General features: G+C 43.4%; 22 protein-coding genes. 19 read left to right on the top strand and 3 right to left on the bottom strand.

The window, feature by feature from the left end; all coding sequences use genetic code 11:
- Positions 1-169 precede the first annotated feature (169 nt).
- Complete coding sequence (locus tag Q9312_RS07285) at positions 170-598, bottom strand: response regulator (protein WP_309203930.1); 429 nt, start codon at positions 596-598, stop codon at positions 170-172.
- A gap of 96 nt (positions 599-694) precedes the next feature.
- Here Q9312_RS07285 and dusA point away from each other — a divergent pair, with 96 nt between their 5' ends.
- The 9 genes from dusA (at position 695) to Q9312_RS07240 (ending at position 8507) form a co-directional block, all read left to right on the top strand.
- Complete coding sequence (gene dusA / locus Q9312_RS07280; protein WP_309203929.1) at positions 695-1684, top strand: tRNA dihydrouridine(20/20a) synthase DusA; 990 nt, start codon at positions 695-697, stop codon at positions 1682-1684.
- A 175-nt stretch (positions 1685-1859) separates the two neighbouring features.
- Positions 1860-2519, top strand: a complete 660-nt coding sequence (gene pspA, locus Q9312_RS07275; RefSeq protein ID WP_309203928.1) for a phage shock protein PspA — start codon at positions 1860-1862, stop codon at positions 2517-2519.
- A gap of 34 nt (positions 2520-2553) precedes the next feature.
- Entirely contained in the window at positions 2554-2781 is a 228-nt protein-coding gene (locus tag Q9312_RS07270; RefSeq protein ID WP_309203927.1) for a PspC domain-containing protein, read from the top strand.
- 103 nt (positions 2782-2884) lie between these two features.
- Complete coding sequence (locus Q9312_RS07265; protein ID WP_309203926.1) at positions 2885-3364, top strand: copper chaperone PCu(A)C; 480 nt, start codon at positions 2885-2887, stop codon at positions 3362-3364.
- A 69-nt stretch (positions 3365-3433) separates the two neighbouring features.
- Complete coding sequence (locus tag Q9312_RS07260; protein WP_309203925.1) at positions 3434-4444, top strand: DUF2333 family protein; 1011 nt, start codon at positions 3434-3436, stop codon at positions 4442-4444.
- A gap of 266 nt (positions 4445-4710) precedes the next feature.
- Entirely contained in the window at positions 4711-5265 is a 555-nt protein-coding gene (locus Q9312_RS07255; RefSeq protein ID WP_309203924.1) for an RNA polymerase sigma factor, read from the top strand.
- Complete coding sequence (locus Q9312_RS07250; protein ID WP_309203923.1) at positions 5262-5801, top strand: hypothetical protein; 540 nt, start codon at positions 5262-5264, stop codon at positions 5799-5801. The genes Q9312_RS07255 and Q9312_RS07250 overlap by 4 nt, the downstream gene beginning before the upstream one ends.
- Positions 5798-6700 (top strand): DUF4097 family beta strand repeat-containing protein, encoded by a 903-nt coding sequence (locus Q9312_RS07245; RefSeq protein WP_309203922.1) that lies wholly within the window; start codon positions 5798-5800, stop codon positions 6698-6700. Before Q9312_RS07250 ends, Q9312_RS07245 begins: the two co-directional genes overlap by 4 nt.
- A 67-nt stretch (positions 6701-6767) precedes the next feature.
- Positions 6768-8507 carry a M61 metallopeptidase family protein gene (locus Q9312_RS07240; RefSeq protein WP_309203921.1) on the top strand — a complete coding sequence of 580 codons (1740 nt, stop codon included), beginning with the start codon at positions 6768-6770 and terminating at the stop codon, positions 8505-8507.
- A gap of 131 nt (positions 8508-8638) precedes the next feature.
- Here Q9312_RS07240 and ppa read toward each other — a convergent pair whose 3' ends face one another.
- The gene (gene ppa, locus Q9312_RS07235; RefSeq protein ID WP_309203920.1) at positions 8639-9187 is read right to left on the bottom strand and encodes an inorganic diphosphatase; all 549 of its coding nucleotides are present in this window, start codon (positions 9185-9187) and stop codon (positions 8639-8641) included.
- Between the two features lie 325 nt (positions 9188-9512).
- On the opposite strand from ppa, the gene Q9312_RS07230 reads away from it, so the two are divergent.
- The 3 genes from Q9312_RS07230 to Q9312_RS07220 all read left to right on the top strand — a co-directional run bounded on the left by Q9312_RS07230 (position 9513) and on the right by Q9312_RS07220 (position 13422).
- Positions 9513-11540 (top strand): sodium-translocating pyrophosphatase, encoded by a 2028-nt coding sequence (locus Q9312_RS07230; protein ID WP_309203919.1) that lies wholly within the window; start codon positions 9513-9515, stop codon positions 11538-11540.
- A gap of 109 nt (positions 11541-11649) precedes the next feature.
- Entirely contained in the window at positions 11650-12723 is a 1074-nt protein-coding gene (locus Q9312_RS07225; RefSeq protein ID WP_309203918.1) for an HD domain-containing phosphohydrolase, read from the top strand.
- 78 nt (positions 12724-12801) lie between these two features.
- Positions 12802-13422, top strand: a complete 621-nt coding sequence (locus tag Q9312_RS07220) for an energy transducer TonB (RefSeq protein WP_309203917.1) — start codon at positions 12802-12804, stop codon at positions 13420-13422.
- 86 nt (positions 13423-13508) lie between these two features.
- Here the strand turns inward: Q9312_RS07220 and Q9312_RS07215 are convergent, their stop codons facing one another.
- Entirely contained in the window at positions 13509-14018 is a 510-nt protein-coding gene (locus Q9312_RS07215; protein WP_309203916.1) for an HU family DNA-binding protein, read from the bottom strand.
- A 1291-nt stretch (positions 14019-15309) separates the two neighbouring features.
- Between Q9312_RS07215 and rplM the strand changes: the two genes are divergently transcribed.
- The 7 genes from rplM to Q9312_RS07180 all read left to right on the top strand — a co-directional run bounded on the left by rplM (position 15310) and on the right by Q9312_RS07180 (position 20145).
- On the top strand, positions 15310-15738 hold the full coding sequence (rplM, locus tag Q9312_RS07210) for a 50S ribosomal protein L13 (protein WP_309203915.1): 429 nt from the start codon (positions 15310-15312) through the stop codon (positions 15736-15738).
- A 14-nt stretch (positions 15739-15752) separates the two neighbouring features.
- Positions 15753-16142: a 30S ribosomal protein S9 gene (gene rpsI, locus Q9312_RS07205; protein ID WP_309203914.1), complete on the top strand. Its 390-nt coding sequence runs from the start codon at positions 15753-15755 to the stop codon at positions 16140-16142.
- A 293-nt stretch (positions 16143-16435) separates the two neighbouring features.
- Positions 16436-17020, top strand: a complete 585-nt coding sequence (petA, locus tag Q9312_RS07200) for a ubiquinol-cytochrome c reductase iron-sulfur subunit (RefSeq protein ID WP_309203913.1) — start codon at positions 16436-16438, stop codon at positions 17018-17020.
- Complete coding sequence (locus tag Q9312_RS07195; RefSeq protein ID WP_309203912.1) at positions 17020-18240, top strand: cytochrome b; 1221 nt, start codon at positions 17020-17022, stop codon at positions 18238-18240. Before petA ends, Q9312_RS07195 begins: the two co-directional genes overlap by 1 nt.
- Positions 18240-18944, top strand: a complete 705-nt coding sequence (locus tag Q9312_RS07190) for a cytochrome c1 (RefSeq protein ID WP_309203911.1) — start codon at positions 18240-18242, stop codon at positions 18942-18944. The genes Q9312_RS07195 and Q9312_RS07190 overlap by 1 nt, the downstream gene beginning before the upstream one ends.
- Before the next feature lie 65 nt (positions 18945-19009).
- Positions 19010-19639, top strand: coding sequence for a stringent starvation protein SspA (sspA, locus tag Q9312_RS07185; RefSeq protein ID WP_309203910.1), 630 nt, complete (start codon positions 19010-19012; stop codon positions 19637-19639).
- Positions 19639-20145, top strand: a complete 507-nt coding sequence (locus Q9312_RS07180; RefSeq protein WP_309203909.1) for a ClpXP protease specificity-enhancing factor — start codon at positions 19639-19641, stop codon at positions 20143-20145. Before sspA ends, Q9312_RS07180 begins: the two co-directional genes overlap by 1 nt.
- Positions 20146-20152 lie beyond the last annotated feature (7 nt).

Below are 20152 nucleotides of genomic sequence, written 5' to 3'. Positions count from 1 at the left end.
GTTTACATACACTAAATTGACTAATTTAAAGTTCATTCTCAGCAGAGTTTGCTGATAGAGACTAGCCTTGCGGTATGGGCTAAAACTAAGTTTAGTCCAAAACAAACAAAATCGCTAAGCTCTTAAATTTCAACAATATTTTATCCTATCGGCAACAATTGAGATTTCTTTAGGGTTTTGTTTTTACCCGTTTGACCGCCGTTTTTTGGGTTACCACCTCAAGCCCCATGGCGGATAAAACTTCATTAAACAGCCGTTGCGGTTGATACGGCCTGACGATATAGCCTTTGATTTTCAGTTGGCTCAACTTCACCAAGGTACTTTTATCGACCGAAGGGGCGAGTACGATAATGGGTACACTTTGCCATCGAGCATCTCGTCGGATTCTCTCGATAACCTCAATGCCTGCCGTTTCATCAAGCTCTAGGTCGGTAATCAAGCAGTCTGGACAAGGCTGCATGCGCATATATTTGATAAACTCGCGGCCATTATCAAAAGCGGTTAGTTCAAACTCAGCTCGATTGAATAGCGTGTTAATGACGCGGCAGTCCGTTTCATCGTTTTGTAAAGCGATTATTCGGTAAACGGTTGATTGCATAGAGGCTACGAATTATGAAAGTCTTTTCTAAATCTAGTACAATCGCGGCCTAATTCAATAGCAGCCCAATTCAATTGCCGCGTAGTGAGAAACCCTGTGCCAGAATCAACCAACGTCAATCGCAAAATCTCCATCGCCCCGATGATGGACTGGACCGATCGCCACGACCGATATTTTTTGCGTCAAATATCGAACCAGTGTCTGCTATACACAGAAATGGTGACCACAGGTGCGGTGATTCATGGCGATCGAGACAAATTACTCGCTTTCGACCAAGCTGAGCATCCGATTGCTGTGCAACTTGGTGGGAGCGATCCAAAAGAACTCGCTCAATCGACCGACGTGTGTACGGAATACGGCTATGATGAAATCAACCTCAATGTCGGCTGCCCTAGCGATCGTGTTCAGCGAGGCAAGATAGGTGCCTGTTTGATGGCTGAGCCTGAAACCGTAGCTGCCTGCGTATCTGCTATGCAAGCCGTGACCGATCGTCCAGTGACGGTTAAGTGTCGAACCGGCATTGATGAACTCGATCAATACGAGCATCTGCAGCAGTTTGTTGAGCAAGTTGCCAATGCTGGCTGTAAGACCTTCATTATTCATGCTCGCAAAGCTTGGCTTAGTGGCTTAAGCCCCAAGCAAAACCGAGAAGTGCCGCCTTTGCATTATGATCGTGTGTATCGAATCAAAGAAGAATACCCTGAATTAGAAATCATCATTAATGGCGGTATTACTGAGCTATCGCAGATTGATGAGCATCTAAAGTATACGGATGGTGTGATGATCGGTCGAGAAGCCTATCAAAACCCTTATTTTCTAGCGGAGATGGACGCTCGGTATTTGGGCGTGTCTCATTCTCCACTCAGTCGTATCGATGTGGTTAAAAAGATGCTGCCGTATGTTGAGGCTCATTTAGCCAACGGCGGAAAACTGCATCAAATTACCCGTCACATGCTAGGACTATTCCATGCTCAGCCACGTGGTCGACTTTGGCGTAGACACTTAAGCGAAAATGCCCCGGGTGCTGATGCGACCATTCAAGTATTGCTTGATGCATTGTCCATCATGGAAAACAAAGCAGACTAGCTAATAATTGGTCAATCTCACCACTTGCTAAACTACCGAGTCGTAAATTTTTGTTTGCTTAATGGCTAACCTACTGTATTTAAAAGGTTAACTCTCTTTGGCACGATTTCTGGATAGAACTTCTGCAGTTGACGTTTCGGTCATTGTTAGAAACCAGAAATAGGAGAGTCGCAGTATGGGTATTTTCAGTCGCCTATCAGATATCATCAATAGCAACCTAAATGCTTTACTCGATAAAGCAGAAGATCCAGAGAAAATGATTAAAATGATTATCTCTGAGATGGAGCAAACCTTAGCGGAAGTCAGAAGCGCATCGATTCGAACACTTGCGGATAAAAAAGAGTTAACGCGTCAGCTTGCTGGACTGTTGAACGACGTTGACATGTGGCAAGAGAAAGCTGAGCTAGCCGTTGCAAAGGGGCGTGATGATTTAGCTTCCGCAGCCCTGGGTGAAAAGGCGCGGGCAGAGCAAAGCCACCAAAGTTTAGCGGCTGAGTTGGTGCAAGTAGAGCAAGCACTTGCAAAGCTCGAAGCCGATATTACCCGGTTACAAGGTAAATTAAATGAAGCGGTAGCACGTCGAGATGCGATGGTTTTACGACAAACGACGTTGCAAAAACAAAAGCAAGTGCGTAAGCAAATTCATCGTCCAGATATTAACAATGCTTTTGAAAAGTTTGCCTCATTTGAGCGCAGAATCGATCAAATGGAAGCCGAAGTTGAAGCTATGTCTCTGGGGCAAAACCCGTCACTCAAATCACAAATTGAAGATCTCGTGGTCAGTGAAAAAGTAAATCAAGAATTGGCTGAAATTAAGAAAAAACAGTCTGCTTGAAACGGCTGTAAAAACAAACTCTAGGAGACGCAGCATGACTGATTATTACAAGTATTATAATCGAGAGCGTTTTACTAAAAAAGCAAGGTTTTATCGTTCAAGCCATAACGCGAAGCTAGCCGGTGTTTGTGCCGGCGTAGCTGACCGATTTAAACTGAACGTGACACATGTAAGGCTGGTGACGATCGTGTTAGGAATAGTCTTTACGCTGCCGACGATAGTTGCCTACGTGTTAACGACGATTCTAACGGAGCGGCTTTAAGGTATTTTTGCGCGAAAAGAGATTGTGAATTTAAGTGATTTTTGAGCGTTGTCGTTATATTCTAAGTATTCCAATTTTGAAATAAATAAAAAATTGCATACTTATGAATAACCTTAAGAAAACAATCCTTCTCGTCGCATTTGCTCTGCCGATATTTTTAGTGTCAGCACCTTCATGCTTTGCAGAAACATCAACGCACGCGAGTCATGAAAGCTCAACTCAACCCATACTCATTGAAAATGCTTGGTACCGGGCAGTCTTGCCAGGACAAAAATCGACCGCTGTTTATTTTAAAGCCACCAATGTGATGAAAAACTCAGTGAGTATTGACAGTGTGGAAATTGAAGGAGCTCATCATGTTATGATGCATGAGTCTTATGATGATGCTGGTATCAGTAAGATGCGTCATGTTGATCAAGTCACCATTGAACCTCGCCAGACGACCTCTTTTCGTCCTGGAGGATTGCATGTCATGGTCGTGGGTGTCAGTGATGAGCTAAGGCAACTTGAGAAAATTAAGGTTATACTTAAATTGTCAGATGGGAGTCAGCAAAGTTTTTTTGCTGATCGAAGACAGCCTTAGATCGTACAGTAGAGACTAATCAATCGTTTAGAGACGATTTTATAGAGCTTTGGGAAAGTTGGAGAAGATATGAGCGAAGATGCGCTAAAGAAAAATCGATTTTTAAACCCGATTCAACTCATAGTTTATGCACTGATACTAACGTTAATAGGTTTTTATTTTCTCGCTGTTTATTGGAGTATTGAACCAGAAACCTTTGATGTGCGTACAGATAAGGCGTTTAAAAGCTCGAACAATGAATTAATCGTTGGCTATACCACCGTCGATACAACGATAAAAATTGGTGATACTTTGTTAAATAAGCAAGGTGGGTTTCTAAGCAATGATATTCTACCACCCAGTTTATTTATGGATAACATGCCGGCTTGGGAATACGGTGTTCTGGTACAAATTAGAGATATGGCGGCAACCCTAAGAAATCACATGAGCCGCAGTCAGTCACAATCGATAGAAAACGTTAATTTAAAAGAAGCAGAACCGCTTTTTAATATCGATCGACTGTCTTGGATATTGCCTGAAGCTGAAGACTCTTATCAATTAGGAATGAAACAGTTAGAGGCCTATCGAGACAGTTTGGCTGATCAGCAAAATATGGATGCACAGTTTTATGCTCGAGCGGATAATCTGAGAATTTGGCTTGAAGTTGTGGAAAAGCGACTCGGCAGTTTGTCACAACGTTTAACCGCGAGTGTTGGTCAAGAACGTGTTAACACAGATTTAGCGGGAGATGCAGCTGCAACCCAGTCCACGGATGCTCAACGGCAATTGACCGTGAAAACACCTTGGCTTCAAATTGACGATAATTTTTATGAGGCACGCGGTACCTGTTGGGCACTGATACACTTACTCAAAGCGATTGAGGTCGACTTTGCGGGAGTATTAGAGAAAAAGAATGCTACTGTTAGCCTGCGTCAAATTATTCGAGAGCTTGAGAGTACGCAAGATGGCATTTGGAGTCCGATGATTTTAAACGGTGATGGTTTCGGGTTAATGGCTAATCATTCGCTGGTTATGGCTTCTTATGTTTCTCGTGCGAACGCCGCAATCATCGACTTGCGGGAGTTACTCGAACAAGGTTAGTGATTCTTGCCAGTTTCGCCTAATATGAAAAGGCTGCCTTATGGCAGCCTTTTTTGTGGTTGGTCAGAATGGTTTAGAGGATATCCTTTTGACGGTTCTGTTTAAAAGGTATTGTCTAGCGTGTACTGTCTAGAAGGTACTGCCCAGTCTAGAAGGTACTGCACAGTCTAGAGGGTACTGCCTAGAAGATATTGTTTTAATTTGGTTTAAACCTTTTATCAATCTTGAACGTCAAACCAGTTAAAGAAGAAGGGAAGAGAAGAAGCTTGAGTAAGAAGCTGGTTAATTTAGCGTCAGTCCGAGAAACTCGCGATGCCGTCGATATCTGGGTGTCTCGAGCGAAAATGGGCGATATCAAGGCTTTTGAGCAATTGTATCGCACCTTTGAAAAGCGCGTTTATGCTCTGTGTTTTCGCATGGCATCGAATGCTGCCTTGGCTGAAGAACTGATGCAAGAGGCATTTGTGATGGCGTGGCGCAAAATAGACTCGTTTCAGGGTGACAGCCAATTTGGAACTTGGCTGTATAGATTGACGTCGAATGTGGTTATTAGCTATTTTCGGGTGCGTAAGAATCAGAGCTTTGAAGGAGAAGACTCTGAGATGGTCGGCGATAACCATAGTTCAGATAAGCTCGATTTGAACCGAGACTTAGAAAGAGCGATAGCCGAATTACCTGAAAAAGCGCGAATGATTTTAGTGCTACACGATATCGAAGGGTATAAACATCAAGAGATTGCTGAGAAAATGGCCATTTCTGAAGGGACGAGCAAAGCGCAATTACATCGTGCTCGTCAATTATTAAAAGCGAGGTTTGCATGAGCGGTGAAGAGAAAGATAAGCAGTGGCAAGCGATTGAGCAAGCTCTTCAATCTTTGCCTAGGGAAATGAGTCCTGAACGATCGCGTTGGAACGAGATAGCGCAAGAAATAGCTCCTCAAACTAATCGATCTGGGTGGATGCCTTACGCTGTTGCGGCAAGTGTTTTGGTCGCTATTGCCTCGACTTGGTTTTCAGTGCAAACGTCGCTGGAACTTAAATCGCTTAAGCAACAACAGTTTGCTTACCAAGCGGCGCAAGAACAAATTCAGTATAGAGAGCATCAACGTCGCTTGGTAAAAGCCAGCTTTGTTGAGAATTTAAACATGGCTTCTGAACAACTTGATCCTGCGACCATTGCTGATATTCAAAATAATTTAGCGATCATAGAGCAAGCGATGCTCGACATTAAAGCTGCTTTAGCAAAGCAACCTGGGAATCAACGGTTAAACGATTTGCTACAGCAGACTTACACTCGTGAACAACAATTGATCGAAAGCGTTGAAAAGAGTTACCCACAGTTGAGAGGTGAAGCATGAGAATTGCTTGGGTTCTGATCCTTCTAAGTATGTCCGGAGCTTGTTTAGCACAGCCGGTTGAAGATGCGATCGATGCAACTGGGGTAAAGCGGTTGGTTATTGACGTACCTCGTGGTGAAGTGGAAATTTTAGGTCACTCAGACACGAAAATCGCCATTTCAGGTTATCTGGATGAAGCAAAAACGAACTTTATTTTTAAAGTGTCAGGCGAGCGAGCAGAGTTACGTGTAGAAATGCCCGATAATCGTGAGTGGCATGGTCGACAAAGCACTCAGTTAAAAGTAATGGTTCCTCAGAGCCAATTGGCCGTTTGGTTCAACGGTGTCGCGACCGATGTTTTGGTCAGTGGCATTCAAAATGAAGTGAGAGCTGACACCGTCAGTGGCGATCTTACTCTGGTTGATCTCACAAGCACTGATTCGATGAGAGGACTTAATTTTAGCAGTGTGAGTGGAGACATCTCCCTTTCTAAGGTGAAAGGTCCCTTGGTATTATCAAATGTCAGTGGCGATATTCAGGGACGTGCGGAGAGTCGTGATGTCGCGGTGAATATCATTTCGGGAGAATTAGAGTTAACGCTTGGGGCGATCGAAAAAGTGAATGTTTCAGCGGTGTCAGGTGATATTCATATCGTTGGAGAAGTTCAGAGCAGCGGTTCATCAGATATTAGAATGTCATCGGTTAATGGAGAAGTGAAGTTAACAATCGGTGGAAAGTTTGAAGGTCGTTTACGCATGCAAACGGGGCCTGGTGGTGACATTGTTAATCGCTTGTCAAAACATGAACCCGAATCGTCATTCATTGGAGAAGAGTATTTAAAAGCAACGATTGGCCGTTCTGGAAAAAATGAAATTGATTTAACGACGGTGTCTGGAACATTAATTGTTGAGAAGCCTTAAGCATCAGATATTTTGCTCATTAATGCAGCTTCTTTTGATTTGGTCGGGTGTGACTTTGGGATTTCAGATGATTAAATGGATTATCGTTGCGAGTATATTGTCTATATCAACATTTACTTTTGCATCAAATAACAAAAGTGACATTCAGATTCATGTCTACTATCAGAGTGATTCTGATTCTTGGAAGGTACGTTACGATTTACCGAAGGCTACAAAATCGATAGTTTTTAGTCGCAACAGTCACTTTGATCGACGTAAGCTGTACCGCATCGATGAGCAGTTGTTTGAGTGGGTTCAAGATGGCGACGCATTGGCGATTAAGAGAAAGGATGGAAGCTCATTTAATAGCTTAAGCTTAAACTTCATATCGTATTACGATGTTTTGCAAAAAGACTACGCTCAAAATATCAAGTACGCAGACGGCGGTGTATTGCTCTACACCAATCACCTGACCATTGATATTAAAGATATAGAAGACAAGTCGGAATTTACTTCTTCAGAAAGTCCAGAACGCGATCCCTCGAACAACTCGTTAACTGATACAACACTATTTCACTTTTACAGTCCGAAAAAGAAAATCGTTTTTCTAGGAAACCGTTACGATAGTAAGGCCCAGTATGTATTGAGCGGCAACGGAACCTATGTTTATTTTGGAGACATTAAGCCGATTGAGACTGAGACGATGATAGCCGTCATCGATTCAAAACTGCCGAAATGGACGTGGCGTCGAACACAAAAATATTTTCCCGAGCTTTTTGAGTATTATAAAGAGAAAACCGAACAACCATTGAATTTTAAGCCCATTGTTTTCTTTAATTATGGAGAACGGGATGCCGATTACTCAAACTACAGCGGTGGAACGCTCGATGGAGTTGTTCAGCTCACCATTAATGGACGACGCTGGGAGACTGAAAATACAGAGCAATTTAATTTACTCTTTCACTTTTTAGCTCATGAGGCTGCGCATTTTTGGAATGGACAGATGTTTTCTCCAAAAGAACCGATGCACTCCTGGATGCACGAAGGTGGCGCCGATGCATTTGCTAATTTCGCGATGCTCGAGTTTGGTTTAATTAACTCCGAACAGTTCTTGGGTAAATTTGAAAGCGCGGTTAATCGTTGTTTGCTGAATAAAGGAAAGGAGTCTTTAGAGCAATCTTTGAAGCTTTCCCGGTTTCAAAATTATTACGCTTGTGGCGCAGCCATGGCTTTGGCTAGTCACTATGCTGTGAAAACAAGCAACCCTGACAAGTCATTATTTGACCTTTGGAAGCTGATTTTTAAAGAAAGTTCTGAGAAAAAAGCCTATACCGAAGAGAATTACTTCGATGCTTTAAAGCAGCTGACCGGATCGGACAAACTTCCCAAGTTACTCGCTCGGTTTAGTTCTCAATCTGATGTGAATAATCAACAAGAGGTAATGTCATGGTTCTCGATTGCAGGCATTCGGGCCTCTTTAACCAACGATTATCCTAGCTCAGTCATTCAGTACTGGGGAAAGCAAGTCGTTTACAACTTAATGAGTTCACACTGTAAAGGCATCAGTTTTAGTACTTATCACGATTATATAAAAACCTATCCCATTACTGGCTGCGAGGCATTCGCCCAAAGTATGGACGTACAGTTCATAAATGGTCATCATATTTTGAATCAAGGTCTAGCCGCTTATGATTCGTTTAGACGAGCGTGTGAGAAAGGCGGTTTGGTGCAACTGCAAAACCGAGAAAAAGTTAGCCTTGCAGAGATTAGCTGCCAAGAAGCTGTCCCGGAAATTTTGCCTTATATAAAGTTTGAAATGAGTGATTGACTCATAGTTGAAGAAGGAAGGGTGCTCGTAGAGAGGGAGCTGCGTACACACGGTAGAGCCCGTATGTACGCGGGTCGTTTCAGCTGCTCAGTCGACGGAACGCTAACTGGCGAAACGTTTATTTTCTTTGCTTAGAAGGCTGGTTTGTCGTCAGACTCTTCGTATCGAGCAACACTGTCTTGAATTTCTTTTTTCGCCGCTTCAGCGTTGTCCCATCCTTCGATCTTAACCCATTTTCCAGGCTCAAGGTCTTTATAGTGTTCAAAGAAATGTTCAATCTGGTTTAGAAGCAACTCAGACAAATCTTTCGCTTCTTTAACATCTTTGTAAATTGGCGTTAACTTGCTGACCGGTACTGCGATAAGTTTCGCATCGGTACCAGATTCATCAGTCATTTTTAAAACACCGACTGGACGACAACGGATAACTGATCCACCCATTAATGGGAACGGGGTTGGAACGAGAACATCGACTGGATCGCCGTCTTCTGACAACGTGTGAGGAACATACCCATAGTTACAAGGATAGTGCATACAGGTAGCCATAAAGCGATCGACGAAAATGGCCCCTGAGTCTTTATCGACTTCGTATTTAACTGGGTCTGCGTGGGCTGGGATTTCAATAATTACGTTGATTTCATCAGGTAGATTTTTACCAGAAGGTACTTTACTTAAACTCATGCTTTCCTGCTCAATGGTTGGTTCGAATTAAAGGTCGCGTATTATACAGTTATTGCAACGCAAAATAAATGAGTAAAAACTAAACAGAAAAAGAATTCATTATCAAAGGGTTAACGGGTTTGAGTGAACTGGGGCATTTCTACTAGGGACAAAACCTTCTAAAAAGGATGCGGTATATAAATCTGTATTATTGAACTAGACTCAAATAAAAGAAACAGTCAGAAGTGGTGACCGTTCGGTCATGCCGTATCACTTGCCAGTCGACGCCCAATAAACGCTATCAGCTTGAAGCCGTGCTCAAGCTGGGTCAATCTAGGGGGTTCTTATGAACGACTTGCTACTTATTCCGCCAATTTTAGGTGTCTTGGGCATAGTTATTGCCATCGTTATTTTTCTCTGGATAAAGAAACAGCCTGCAGGTGAGGGGAAAGTGAGCGAAATTGCAAACGCGATTCACCTCGGTGCTATGGTCTTTCTTAATCGTGAATACAAGATCTTAGCGATTTTTGCGCTACTGTTGTTCGCTCTTCTCTACGTTGGCTTTGGATCTTGGCACACCCCGGTTGCCTTTATGATCGGTGCACTTTGCTCTGCCATTGCTGGTTATATAGGTATGTACACAGCGACTCATGCCAATGTTCGCACCACTGTCGCCGCTCACCAACAAGGTCCAGCTCAGGCGCTGTCGTTAGCGTTTTTTGGCGGTTCCATTATGGGCTTGGTGGTCGCCGCCATGGGATTGCTCGGTTTAGGTGGCCTGTATCTTCTTTTTGGCGCCAATCCGGAGCACGCTGAAGCGATTCATGGGTTTGGAATGGGCGCTTCAACCGTTGCATTATTTTCTCGTGTCGGTGGTGGTATTTTTACTAAAAGTGCTGACGTTGGAGCTGATCTGGTCGGAAAGGTTGAAGCTGGCATTCCTGAAGATGATCCTCGTAACCCAGGGGTCATTGCCGATAACGTCGGTGACAACGTGGGCGATGTTGCTGGTATGGGATCGGATATTTTCGAGTCTTATTGTGGCTCTATGATAGCCACCATCGCCATTGCATCAACCATGGCGCTAGTTGCAGTGGATCAGCTATCGTCTCAAGGTATTCAGACCCTAATGTTTCTCCCTCTGGGTCTTGCTGCGACAGGACTGATATGTTCTATTTTGGGCATTCTCACCGTGAAATTGGTTGCTTCTTCCGATGCTGCTAAAGCACTGCGTATAGGAACGATAGGAGCGACGCTGTTATTAATTGCTGCATCCTACGGGTTGGTTCTCTATCTTGGCGTTGCCATCTCTGTTTGGTTTTGCATTATTTGTGGCGCTGTCGGAGGAATGATCATTGGCTTAGTCACTGAGTATTATACGGGGGGTAAGCCAGTCCGAGACATCGCACAGGGCGGAGAAACAGGTCCTGCAACCGTTATGATTGCTGGTTTGGCTGTCGGAATGGAGTCGGTAGTTATTCCGGTGCTTACTATCGCTGGTATTATCTTTGTGACCAGCTCTATTCTTCCCGAAGGCGCCGGCGTTTATGGTGTTGGTATTGGTGCTGTGGGGATGTTGGCAACCGTTGGAATTACCATGGCGATCGATGCTTATGGTCCGATTGCTGATAACGCCGGTGGTATCGCAGAAATGGCAGAGTTAGGCGAAGACACACGTAAAATTACCGATGGGCTAGATGAAGTTGGAAACACAACGGCGGCCATTGGTAAAGGATTTGCTATCGGAGCTGCTGGCTTAGCCGCGTTGGCAATCATTGCCGCTTTTATTGAAACCATTGAAAAAGCGAAACCCGGTTTTTCTTTAAGTATTAGTGATCCGCACGTTCTAACCGGCATGTTTTTGGGTGGCATATTTCCGTTTTTAGTCAGTGCCATCACCATGCGAGCGGTAGGTGATGCGGCCTTTGACATGATTAAAGAAATTCGTCGGCAATTTAAAGAAATACCAGGATTACTCGAAGGAAAAGCCGAGCCTGATAACGCTCGTTGCGTCGATATTGCGACCACTGCTGCATTAAAGCGAATGGTGTTACCCGGTGCAATCGCCGTATTCTCACCGGTGCTTGTGGGCTTTTTAATTAGCCCAGAGGCACTCGGAGGAATGCTAGGCGGAGCTCTTGTCAGCTGTGTATTGCTCGCTCTGACAATGGCAAACGCTGGTGGTGCTTGGGATAATGCAAAAAAATACGTCGAAAAAGGTAACTTAGGCGGAAAAGGAAGTGACGTTCATAAAGCCGCCGTCGTCGGCGATACGGTTGGCGATCCCTTCAAAGATACCTCAGGGCCAGCCATGAATATTTTAATCAATGTGATGGCCATTGTGAGTCTAGTTATTGCTCCGTTGATCGCATAACTCATCACTTGGTTGACTCAATGATTTCCCCAGCACTTATACTGTGGCTGGGGAAAACTGCTATGCTTGATAGCTAAGTATTTCAATTTTATAAGTTTAAACAACGCCAGTGAATATAGAATCTATCTGTCAGGCTTTTGCAGAACTCGATGGTGAGGTAAAACAAGAGTTTTACTCCGATGTGAAAGATTGCGTCAAAGATATTAATGACTGCTTACCTCTATTGTCATCTGAAGACCCGCAAGTGTTAATTAACCGCATGTTTCGCTCGATTCATACCATTAAAGGCAATTGCAATATGGTGTTTTTAGAGCCCTTTGTCTCAACTACGCATTTAATTGAAGAGCTCGTTCAAGATATTCGAAGTCAAAACGTAGAATACGCGGTCGCATTTGGGCGTTTGCTTATCGCTGGAATTAATGCCGTTGATGATAGTTTGGCCGTGTTGATGGATGATGGCATTTTAGAAAGTGAAAAACTGCAGCAAATTGAAGCTTTGTTTGCACACGTACGCCAGCATGAATACCCCCGTCAATTAGAAGAAGCTTTACGCGCTGAGCAGGCAATTAATGATCGGCACTTTTCCTTGAATTTGGTGGCGGTTAGTCAGTTTGAAGGCGAAGCCTTTTCTATTTTTGATGCAACCGATATGGAGTTCTTCCATTATTTATCTGAGTGTCAGCACGCCGTCGATGAGTTACATGAGACTCGCATGAAGGTGATTACTCATTTATCAAAGGCAATAAATCAATTACTGGCTGAGCCAGAAGATGATGATCAGTTGTTGGCTGCGATCTATACCTATGAGTTTTTTGCCGTTGTAAAAGGTGGTGATAGCGACCAAACTCGTCGTCGAGTTTTTTCCGCGGGAAGCTTACTCGCACGAATGCCAGGCTGGGGTAGGGCGTCGGAGTTGGTATTTCAATCGAATGAAAAAGTCGACGGTAATGGTTTTCCTAGGCGTCTACGAGGAGAGCAAGTACTCGATGGTGCAAAGATATTAAGTCTCGTCGATCAGTTTATAACTTTAGCGCTAGAGAGTCAGGAGCAAGGGTACAAAAAAAGCTTGTTTTTCGCCGTAAAGTCGATCAATCAGCTTGCGGAGATCGAATATTCGCAATCGCTGATCAATGCGTTCAATCAAGTTATCAAGAGAGATTATTTAAGCCAATTAAAGTGGTAAGCGTCGAGTTAGACCACTTTGCATTGTGAGTTCGTTGATAGTTAGTGTGAATACTAACAAAAAGAGAGGACGTTCATTATGCGAAGATTGGGGTCTATGTTATTTGGTGGAAGTGTTGTTTTAGGCTTACTGCTATTAATGAGTCAATTGGTGTCTGCAAAGTTCGTAGAAGGTAAGGTGTATCCACCAATCGATTATGGTCCACTGATAAGTGAACGTGAAGCAGCGACGAAGTCTCGTCCTGTTATTAAAGAAGAAAAGCCAAAACCCGAAAAGCCCGAAGAGATTGAAATACCGAACAGAACAACGGATAACTCGGTGACTGAACCCTTAGAGCTGGTTCGATTACCGAATACGATCGCGAGCACGGTTCCAAACAGTACAGACGTATCGTTAGACTTAGACGGCATACCGTCGACGGGTACGCACAACGGCCTGTCTTTTGCCTCAAGAGTCACCCCTATTTATCCGACGGATGCTCGAATTAAAGGTCTTGAAGGTTATGTTATTGTTGAATTTACCGTGAATCATCAAGGTCAGGTGATCGAGGCGAGCGTGGTTGACTCTAAACCTAAAGGCGTTTTTGACAGTGCAGCACTTCGTGCTGTTTATAAATGGCGCTTTAAAGGGGATGAACAGGAGCTATCAGCTCAAGCTGGGACTCAAAGTGTTACCTTGAACTTTGACTTAGAGAGTTAATTAATAAAGTTCACTGACAAAGAAAAAAGGAGGCTGAGGCCTCCTTTTTTCTTATTTGATACTTAAGCGCTTGGTGACTAAATCGATTATTCAGCCATTTCTTTAAGCTTTTTAAGAGGACGAACCTTGACGACTGTGCGTGCTGGCTTTGCCTTAAATACAGTCTCTTCACCAGTAAATGGGTTGATACCTTTACGGGCTTTAGTGGCCGGTTTGCGAACCGTTTGAACTTTGAACAAGCCTGGCATGACAAACTCACCACAAGCACGTTTCTTGATATGGCGCTCGATGATATCCGATAACTCGTCGATAACTGAAGACACTTGCTTTCTGCTTAGTTCAGTATTTTCAGCGATCTCATTAAGCATTTGAGATTTGTTGTAACGCTCTTTTACAGCGGTGGTTTTTTTAGCCGCTGGAGCCTTAGCCGGTGCTGCTTTCTTCGCTGGAGATTTTTTCGCTGCCGCTTTTTTAGCAGGTGACTTCTTAGCCGCTGCCTTTTTAGCGGGTGCTTTTTTTGCCGCTACTTTTTTTGCTGGAGATTTTTTAGCAGCCGCTTTCTTTTTCGCTGGCGCCTTCTTCTTTTTAACAGCCATAATTCAAAGCCCCTTGTCTATGGTTGATTTAAGTTATTTTTGTGGGGTTTAGTCCACGTTTAGTCAACAAAACTTTTATACCAAAATGAGCATTAAATAAAGGGGATTTAACTAAAAAAGCGCTTTTTTTGCAGTTTTTTTGCGTTTGCGGAGGTTTTCTTATGATTCTGTCGATAACTTTGAGCCATAGGTGATTTTATGATGAGCAAAGTTTTTAGGCGAAATGATGCAGAAAATTACGGTTCAATAGGAACTAAGGTTCAAGCGAACGCTTCGAATGTCAGTTTTACGCTTAAGCAAACCTAAAAAATACGAGTCCAATCAAGGGTGCCTAGTGATTCGTTTATCAGGATAGCGGTAATACCTTAGTCGTAATTTTAACGCGAGCAATCGCACTTGGCGGACACTGATGTCATTAGCCCGAATGTGGAGTAAGGCAGTTGGTGTCATCGAAGGTATTTTTTTAAGCCGATACGTTCAAACGGACACTTTCTAAATGATATCTTCTAAATGATATCTTCTAAAGGATACCTTCTTAATGAGTCAGTTAAACCAATACCTTCAAACCAATTCTGGCTGTTCAGAGATTGCAAAGGGATTACTTCTGTCTCGAACAGGTTAGCGGTGAGTTTATGACCTTGTGGAAGTGCCTATGTCAGATCGATGAGATGTTGAATTGAAGATTAGGAAAGAGAAGTTAGCTGAAGGTTGCCTTGTTATTTTTTAAGCCCACGACATTTAATAAGCGACTATACCCCAAGTCAGTACTCTCTTAGTGAGTATTCTCTGTTAGAGCATTCTCTGAGTGAGTATTCATTGAGCCTAGATAGGCTACTTCGTGTTGGCCAGTCGCTCGGTTGAACACTTCTTATTTAGATAAATATGACTTGGCTTGTTAAATTTACCTATTAAGGCGTGAGATCTCTCGGTATAATGCGCGGCGAGTATCGACAATCTGCAGGAATTCTTCATATTGAGAGTGATTCTCATTCATGTGCTTGTGTCTAGCCTCGAAACGAGGTGATGTGACGCAGTAAATTTAGAGTTACGCTGTTAGAAAGAGGTTGTTTCTTCGATAACCTTAAAAAGTAATGGCAGACACCCTGTGATAGTAGAGCAAACCCCCGTCATTATTGGCGTGGGAGGCTATTGATATTTATTAATTAAAAGGCTTGTATCTGGTCGGCGCTTTCTGTAAAATTCGCGCTCCTTTTTAGAAGCCCATAATCCTTCCTTGAGTTTTGAGGTTGGACTAGGAAAACAGCAAAGCCCTTTTGGGAGCTAAGAGACAATGAGAACATTTACTGCAAAACCTGAATCTGTAAAGCGCGACTGGTACGTAGTCGACGCTGAAGGCAAGACCCTAGGTCGTCTTGCAACTGAAATTGCGCGCCGTTTGCGCGGAAAGCACAAAGCTGAATACACGCCTCATATTGATACCGGTGATTACATCATCGTTGTAAACGCTGAGAAAGTAGCAGTGACTGGTAACAAAGAAACTGCAAAAACTTACCACCGTCACAGCGAATACCCAGGCGGTTTGCGTTCAATGACTTTGGACAAGCTACGTGAGCGCGCTCCTGAGCGAATCATCCAAAATGCAGTTAAAGGCATGTTGCCACGCAGCCCTTTGGGTCGTGCAATGTTTAAGAAACTGCGCGTATTTGTAGGTCCTGAGCATACACATGCAGCTCAGCAACCTAAAGAATTGAACGTATAAGAAGGTATCAGAAGATGGCAGAACAATATTACGGTACCGGTCGTCGTAAAAGCTCGACCGCACGAGTATTCTTACGTCAAGGCTCTGGCGCCATTACTATTAATGGTCGTCCTATTGACGAATATTTTGGTCGTGAAACGTCTCGAATGGTTGTTCGTCAGCCACTTGAGTTGACTGAAACTCTAGAACAATTTGATATTCACGTGACTGTTGCTGGTGGCGGGAATACTGGACAAGCAGGTGCAATTCGTCACGGTATCACTCGTGCATTGATGAATTACAACGAAGAGTTACGTGGTGATCTACGTCGCGCTGGCTTTGTAACACGTGACGCTCGTGAAGTTGAACGTAAGAAAGTTGGTCTTCATAAAGCTCGTAAACGTCCTCAGTTCTCTAAACGTTAATTCGTTTTATCTCTTGGCTTTGCAGGAAAGCGCCCGAAGTATTTCGGGCGCTTTTTTATGCCTGCTCAAAATACCCTGCTACATCGCAAGTTAAAATTTTTTTCGAATAAATCTGTTTTAAAAACAATCAGTTATCATGCAAAAAAAGTATATTCCTTGTAAAAACTGGGCTTTTTCTATATGATTTCGCCGTTTGGCAGGCTCCGGCAAGCGGTTGGGGTCGATTAAAAAGTTTTCGAAAACAATAATCACATTCATCATAATTGAAGATGTCCGATGGGGAGACAATCCGCATGAGTAAAGACGGAGTCGATAGTGGCCGCCGCCGCTTCCTTCTATGGTCTACTTCTGCCGTTGGAGCAGTAGGGGCAGTAGGGGTAGCCGTGCCTTTCGTAAAATCTTGGTCACCAAGTGCCCGCGCAGAAGCGGCTGGTGCACCAGTAGAAGTTAATGTGGGCAAAATGAAGCCTGGGCAAGCAATACGTGCAGAATGGCGCGGCAAGCCTATTTTCATTTTAAAACGCTCGCAAGAAAGCTTAGAAAAATTAAAGCAAATTGGCGATCTTCTCAAAGATCCTGAGTCGACCAAAGAGACCGTAAAACAACCTGATTATATCACTGGAATTTATCGCTCAATTCGCGACGATATATTAGTTGTAATCGGAATTTGTACGCATTTAGGATGTGTACCGCAGCAAAAGAAAGAGCTATCGCCAGAAGAAGGGGCAGGTTTCTTTTGTCCTTGTCACGGCTCTAAGTTTGATATGGCTGGTCGCGTGTTCAGTAACGTACCTGCAAATGATAATTTAGAAGTCCCTCCTTACAGTTATAAAGACGAAAACACGATAGTTATCGGTGTTGATCAAGGAGCTGCCTAATGACTCGCGCACAACAATTTATGCAGTGGATAGATGACCGCTTTCCAGCAACGAAAGTTTGGAATGAACACTTAGCGGAATACTACGCACCGAAAAACTTTAACTTTTGGTATTTCTTTGGCTCATTAGCCTTGCTAGTACTCGTTAACCAATTGTTAACCGGTATCTGGTTAACCATGCACTACAATCCCTCAGCAGAACTTGCTTATGCATCGGTAGAATACATTATGCGTGACGTACCTTATGGTTGGTTATTGCGTTACATGCATTCAACGGGAGCGTCAGCGTTCTTTCTAGTCGTCTATATGCATATGTTCCGTGGCATGTTGTACGGCTCCTACCGAAAGCCTCGAGAGCTTGTCTGGCTATTTGGTATGGTTATTTTTGTGCTGTTGATGGCAGAAGCCTTTATGGGTTACTTGTTACCTTGGGGTAATATGTCTTACTGGGGTGCACAAGTTATCATTAACCTGTTCAATGCTGTTCCAGTTTATGGCGAAGAATTAGTCACTTGGATTCGTGGTGATTACTTAATTTCTGGTGCTACGCTAAACCGTTTCTTCGCATTGCACGTGGTTGCATTGCCAATCGCGCTATTGCTAATGGTGTTCTTACACATTGTTGCACTTCATGCAGTAGGATCGAATAACCCTGATGGCATAGAAATTAAGAAGAACAAAGATGCCAATGGCATCCCTCTTGATGGTATTCCATTCCACCCGTACTACACAGTGAAAGATATTGTTGGTGTTGCTGGCTTCTTGTTCTTGTTCTGTATGGTTATCTTCTACTTCCCAGAAGGTGGTGGTTATTTCTTAGAGCCGCCAAACTTTACCCCGGCTAACAACTTGAAAACACCTGAGCATATTGCTCCCGTTTGGTACTTTACTCCGTTTTATTCAGTCTTGAGAGCGGTCCCTAATATGGAAGGCGGCGTTATATTGATGGGCCTTTCTATCGTGGTCTTGTTCTTCATGCCATGGTTAGATCGAAGCCCAGTAAAGTCAATACGTTACAAAGGGCCACTGTTCAAAATAGCGTTGGCACTTTTCGTTGTCGCCTTTGTCGTTCTTGGGTACCTTGGAATGAAGCCACCAAGTGATACATTTACTCTGCTTGCTCGAATTTGTACTGTGTACTACTTCTTGTTCTTCGGTTTCTTGATGGTTTATCACAAGTTCGATAAAACTAAACCAGTTCCAGAGAGGGTAACGCACTAATGAAAAAAATAATTGCGACATTCTTGGCTTCGCTATCATTAGCTGCTGTGGCAGCTGGTGGTGGTGACTACAAACCAAACGATCCGGCAAATAATCGTTTAACCGATAACGCTTCATTGCAACGTGGCGCAGCCTTATATATGAACTATTGTATGGGGTGCCATGGCGTTGAGTTTTCTCGTTACAAGCGTATGGCCGAAGATCTTAATATTCCAGAAGAAGTCCTTACTCAAAACCTGATTTTTGATGGCTCTAAACCAGGCGACTTAATGACGTCTGCGATGCCAAAAAAGAATGCAGAGATTTGGTTCGGTGCAGCTCCTCCTGACTTAAGTTTGATTGCTCGTTACCGTGGTGTAGATTGGCTTTACAACTATTTACGAGCATTTTACAAAGATGAAACTCGTCCTTACGGCGTTAACAACACGGTATTTCCTGATGTAGGTATGCCGCATGTTTTAGAGCCGCTTCAAGGAATGCAGTATTTGAGTGAAGAGGGTGACTTGGCGCTAATTTCTGAGGGCTCTCTTTCACCAGAAGAGTACGACATAGCGATTCGCGACTTAGTTAACTTTTTAGAGTATGTTGGCGAGCCAGCGAAACTTAAGCGCCAATCTTTAGGCGTCTATGTTCTTCTCTTTATCTTAGTGTTCTTTGTACTTGCTTATTTCTTGAAAAAGGAATACTGGAAAGATATCCACTAGTTATTGAAGCCGCCGACTTGGGCGGCTTTACTAATTAGCTCTGTAATTTTTGTTTGGAGAATACCATGGCAGTTGTAGCCAAACGTTCCTTAATGACTATGTACTCTGGCGCTGATGACATCTACAGTCATCAAGTCCGTATTGTGTTGGCTGAGAAGGGCGTCAATTTTGAGACCATTGAAGTGACCGACGAAAACAAGCCGGAAGACTTAATGGATCTAAATCCGTATAACACAGTACCCACGTTAGTTGACCGAGAATTAGTCTTGTTCGAAGCGCGAATTATCATGGAGTATTTGGATGAGCGTTTTCCACATCCTCCTCTAATGCCTGTTTATCCAGTTGCCCGCGCTCGTTCACGTTTAATGATGCATCGAGTCGAAAAAGATTGGTACAGCTTGGTTAATGTTATTAATCGGGGTAAAGAGAAAGAAGTTGAGCGTGCTCGCAAAGAGTTAAAAGAAAGCTTAATTACTTTAGCGCCCGTGTTTCATGAAACGCCATACTTTTTAAGCGAAGAGTTTTCTTTAGTTGACTGTTGCTTAGCTCCTTTATTGTGGCGACTTAAGTCGATGGACATTGAGTTGACTGGTCGTGGCGCCAAAGAAGTTCAAGGATATATGGAGCGGTTGTTTGAGAGAGACTCATTTCAAGCGAGTCTGACTTCGACAGAGCGAGAGTTAAACGATATCTAATGGCTGATTTTAGCAGTAACAAGCCTTATCTCATACGCGCCTTGTATGAGTGGATTTTAGACAATCAAGGAACTCCGCATTTAATTGTTAATGCGGACTATCCTGGCGTTCAAGTTCCTCGTGAGCATGTTAACAACGGTGAAATCGTACTCAATGTCTCGCCACATGCCGTACAGGGTTTAGTATTAGAAAATGAAGAAGTGCATTTTAATGCGCGTTTTTCAGGCGTAGCGCGGGTTATCAGAGTTCCTGTAGCGGCAATCTTGGCTATTATTGCCCGAGAAAATGCTCAAGGAATGGCGTTTCCCGTCGAAGAATATCAAGAAGATGAGCCTGCCGAATTTGGTGATTCAAACATTCAAAATGTCACCTCAGAAAGCGTCACTTCAGAAAGCGCCATTCAAGAAGACACCAATCACCTTAATGAAACAACGGGTGAGCAAGGTAACGAAAAAAGCGCTAAGTCTTCGACGAGAAAACGCTCTCACTTGAAAGTCGTTAAGTAAGCGGCAC

This window comes from Pleionea litopenaei (assembly GCF_031198435.1).
In the GTDB taxonomy this organism is placed as follows: domain Bacteria; phylum Pseudomonadota; class Gammaproteobacteria; order Enterobacterales; family Kangiellaceae; genus Pleionea; species Pleionea litopenaei.
This window is presented reverse-complemented; position numbering and strand designations above follow the sequence as displayed.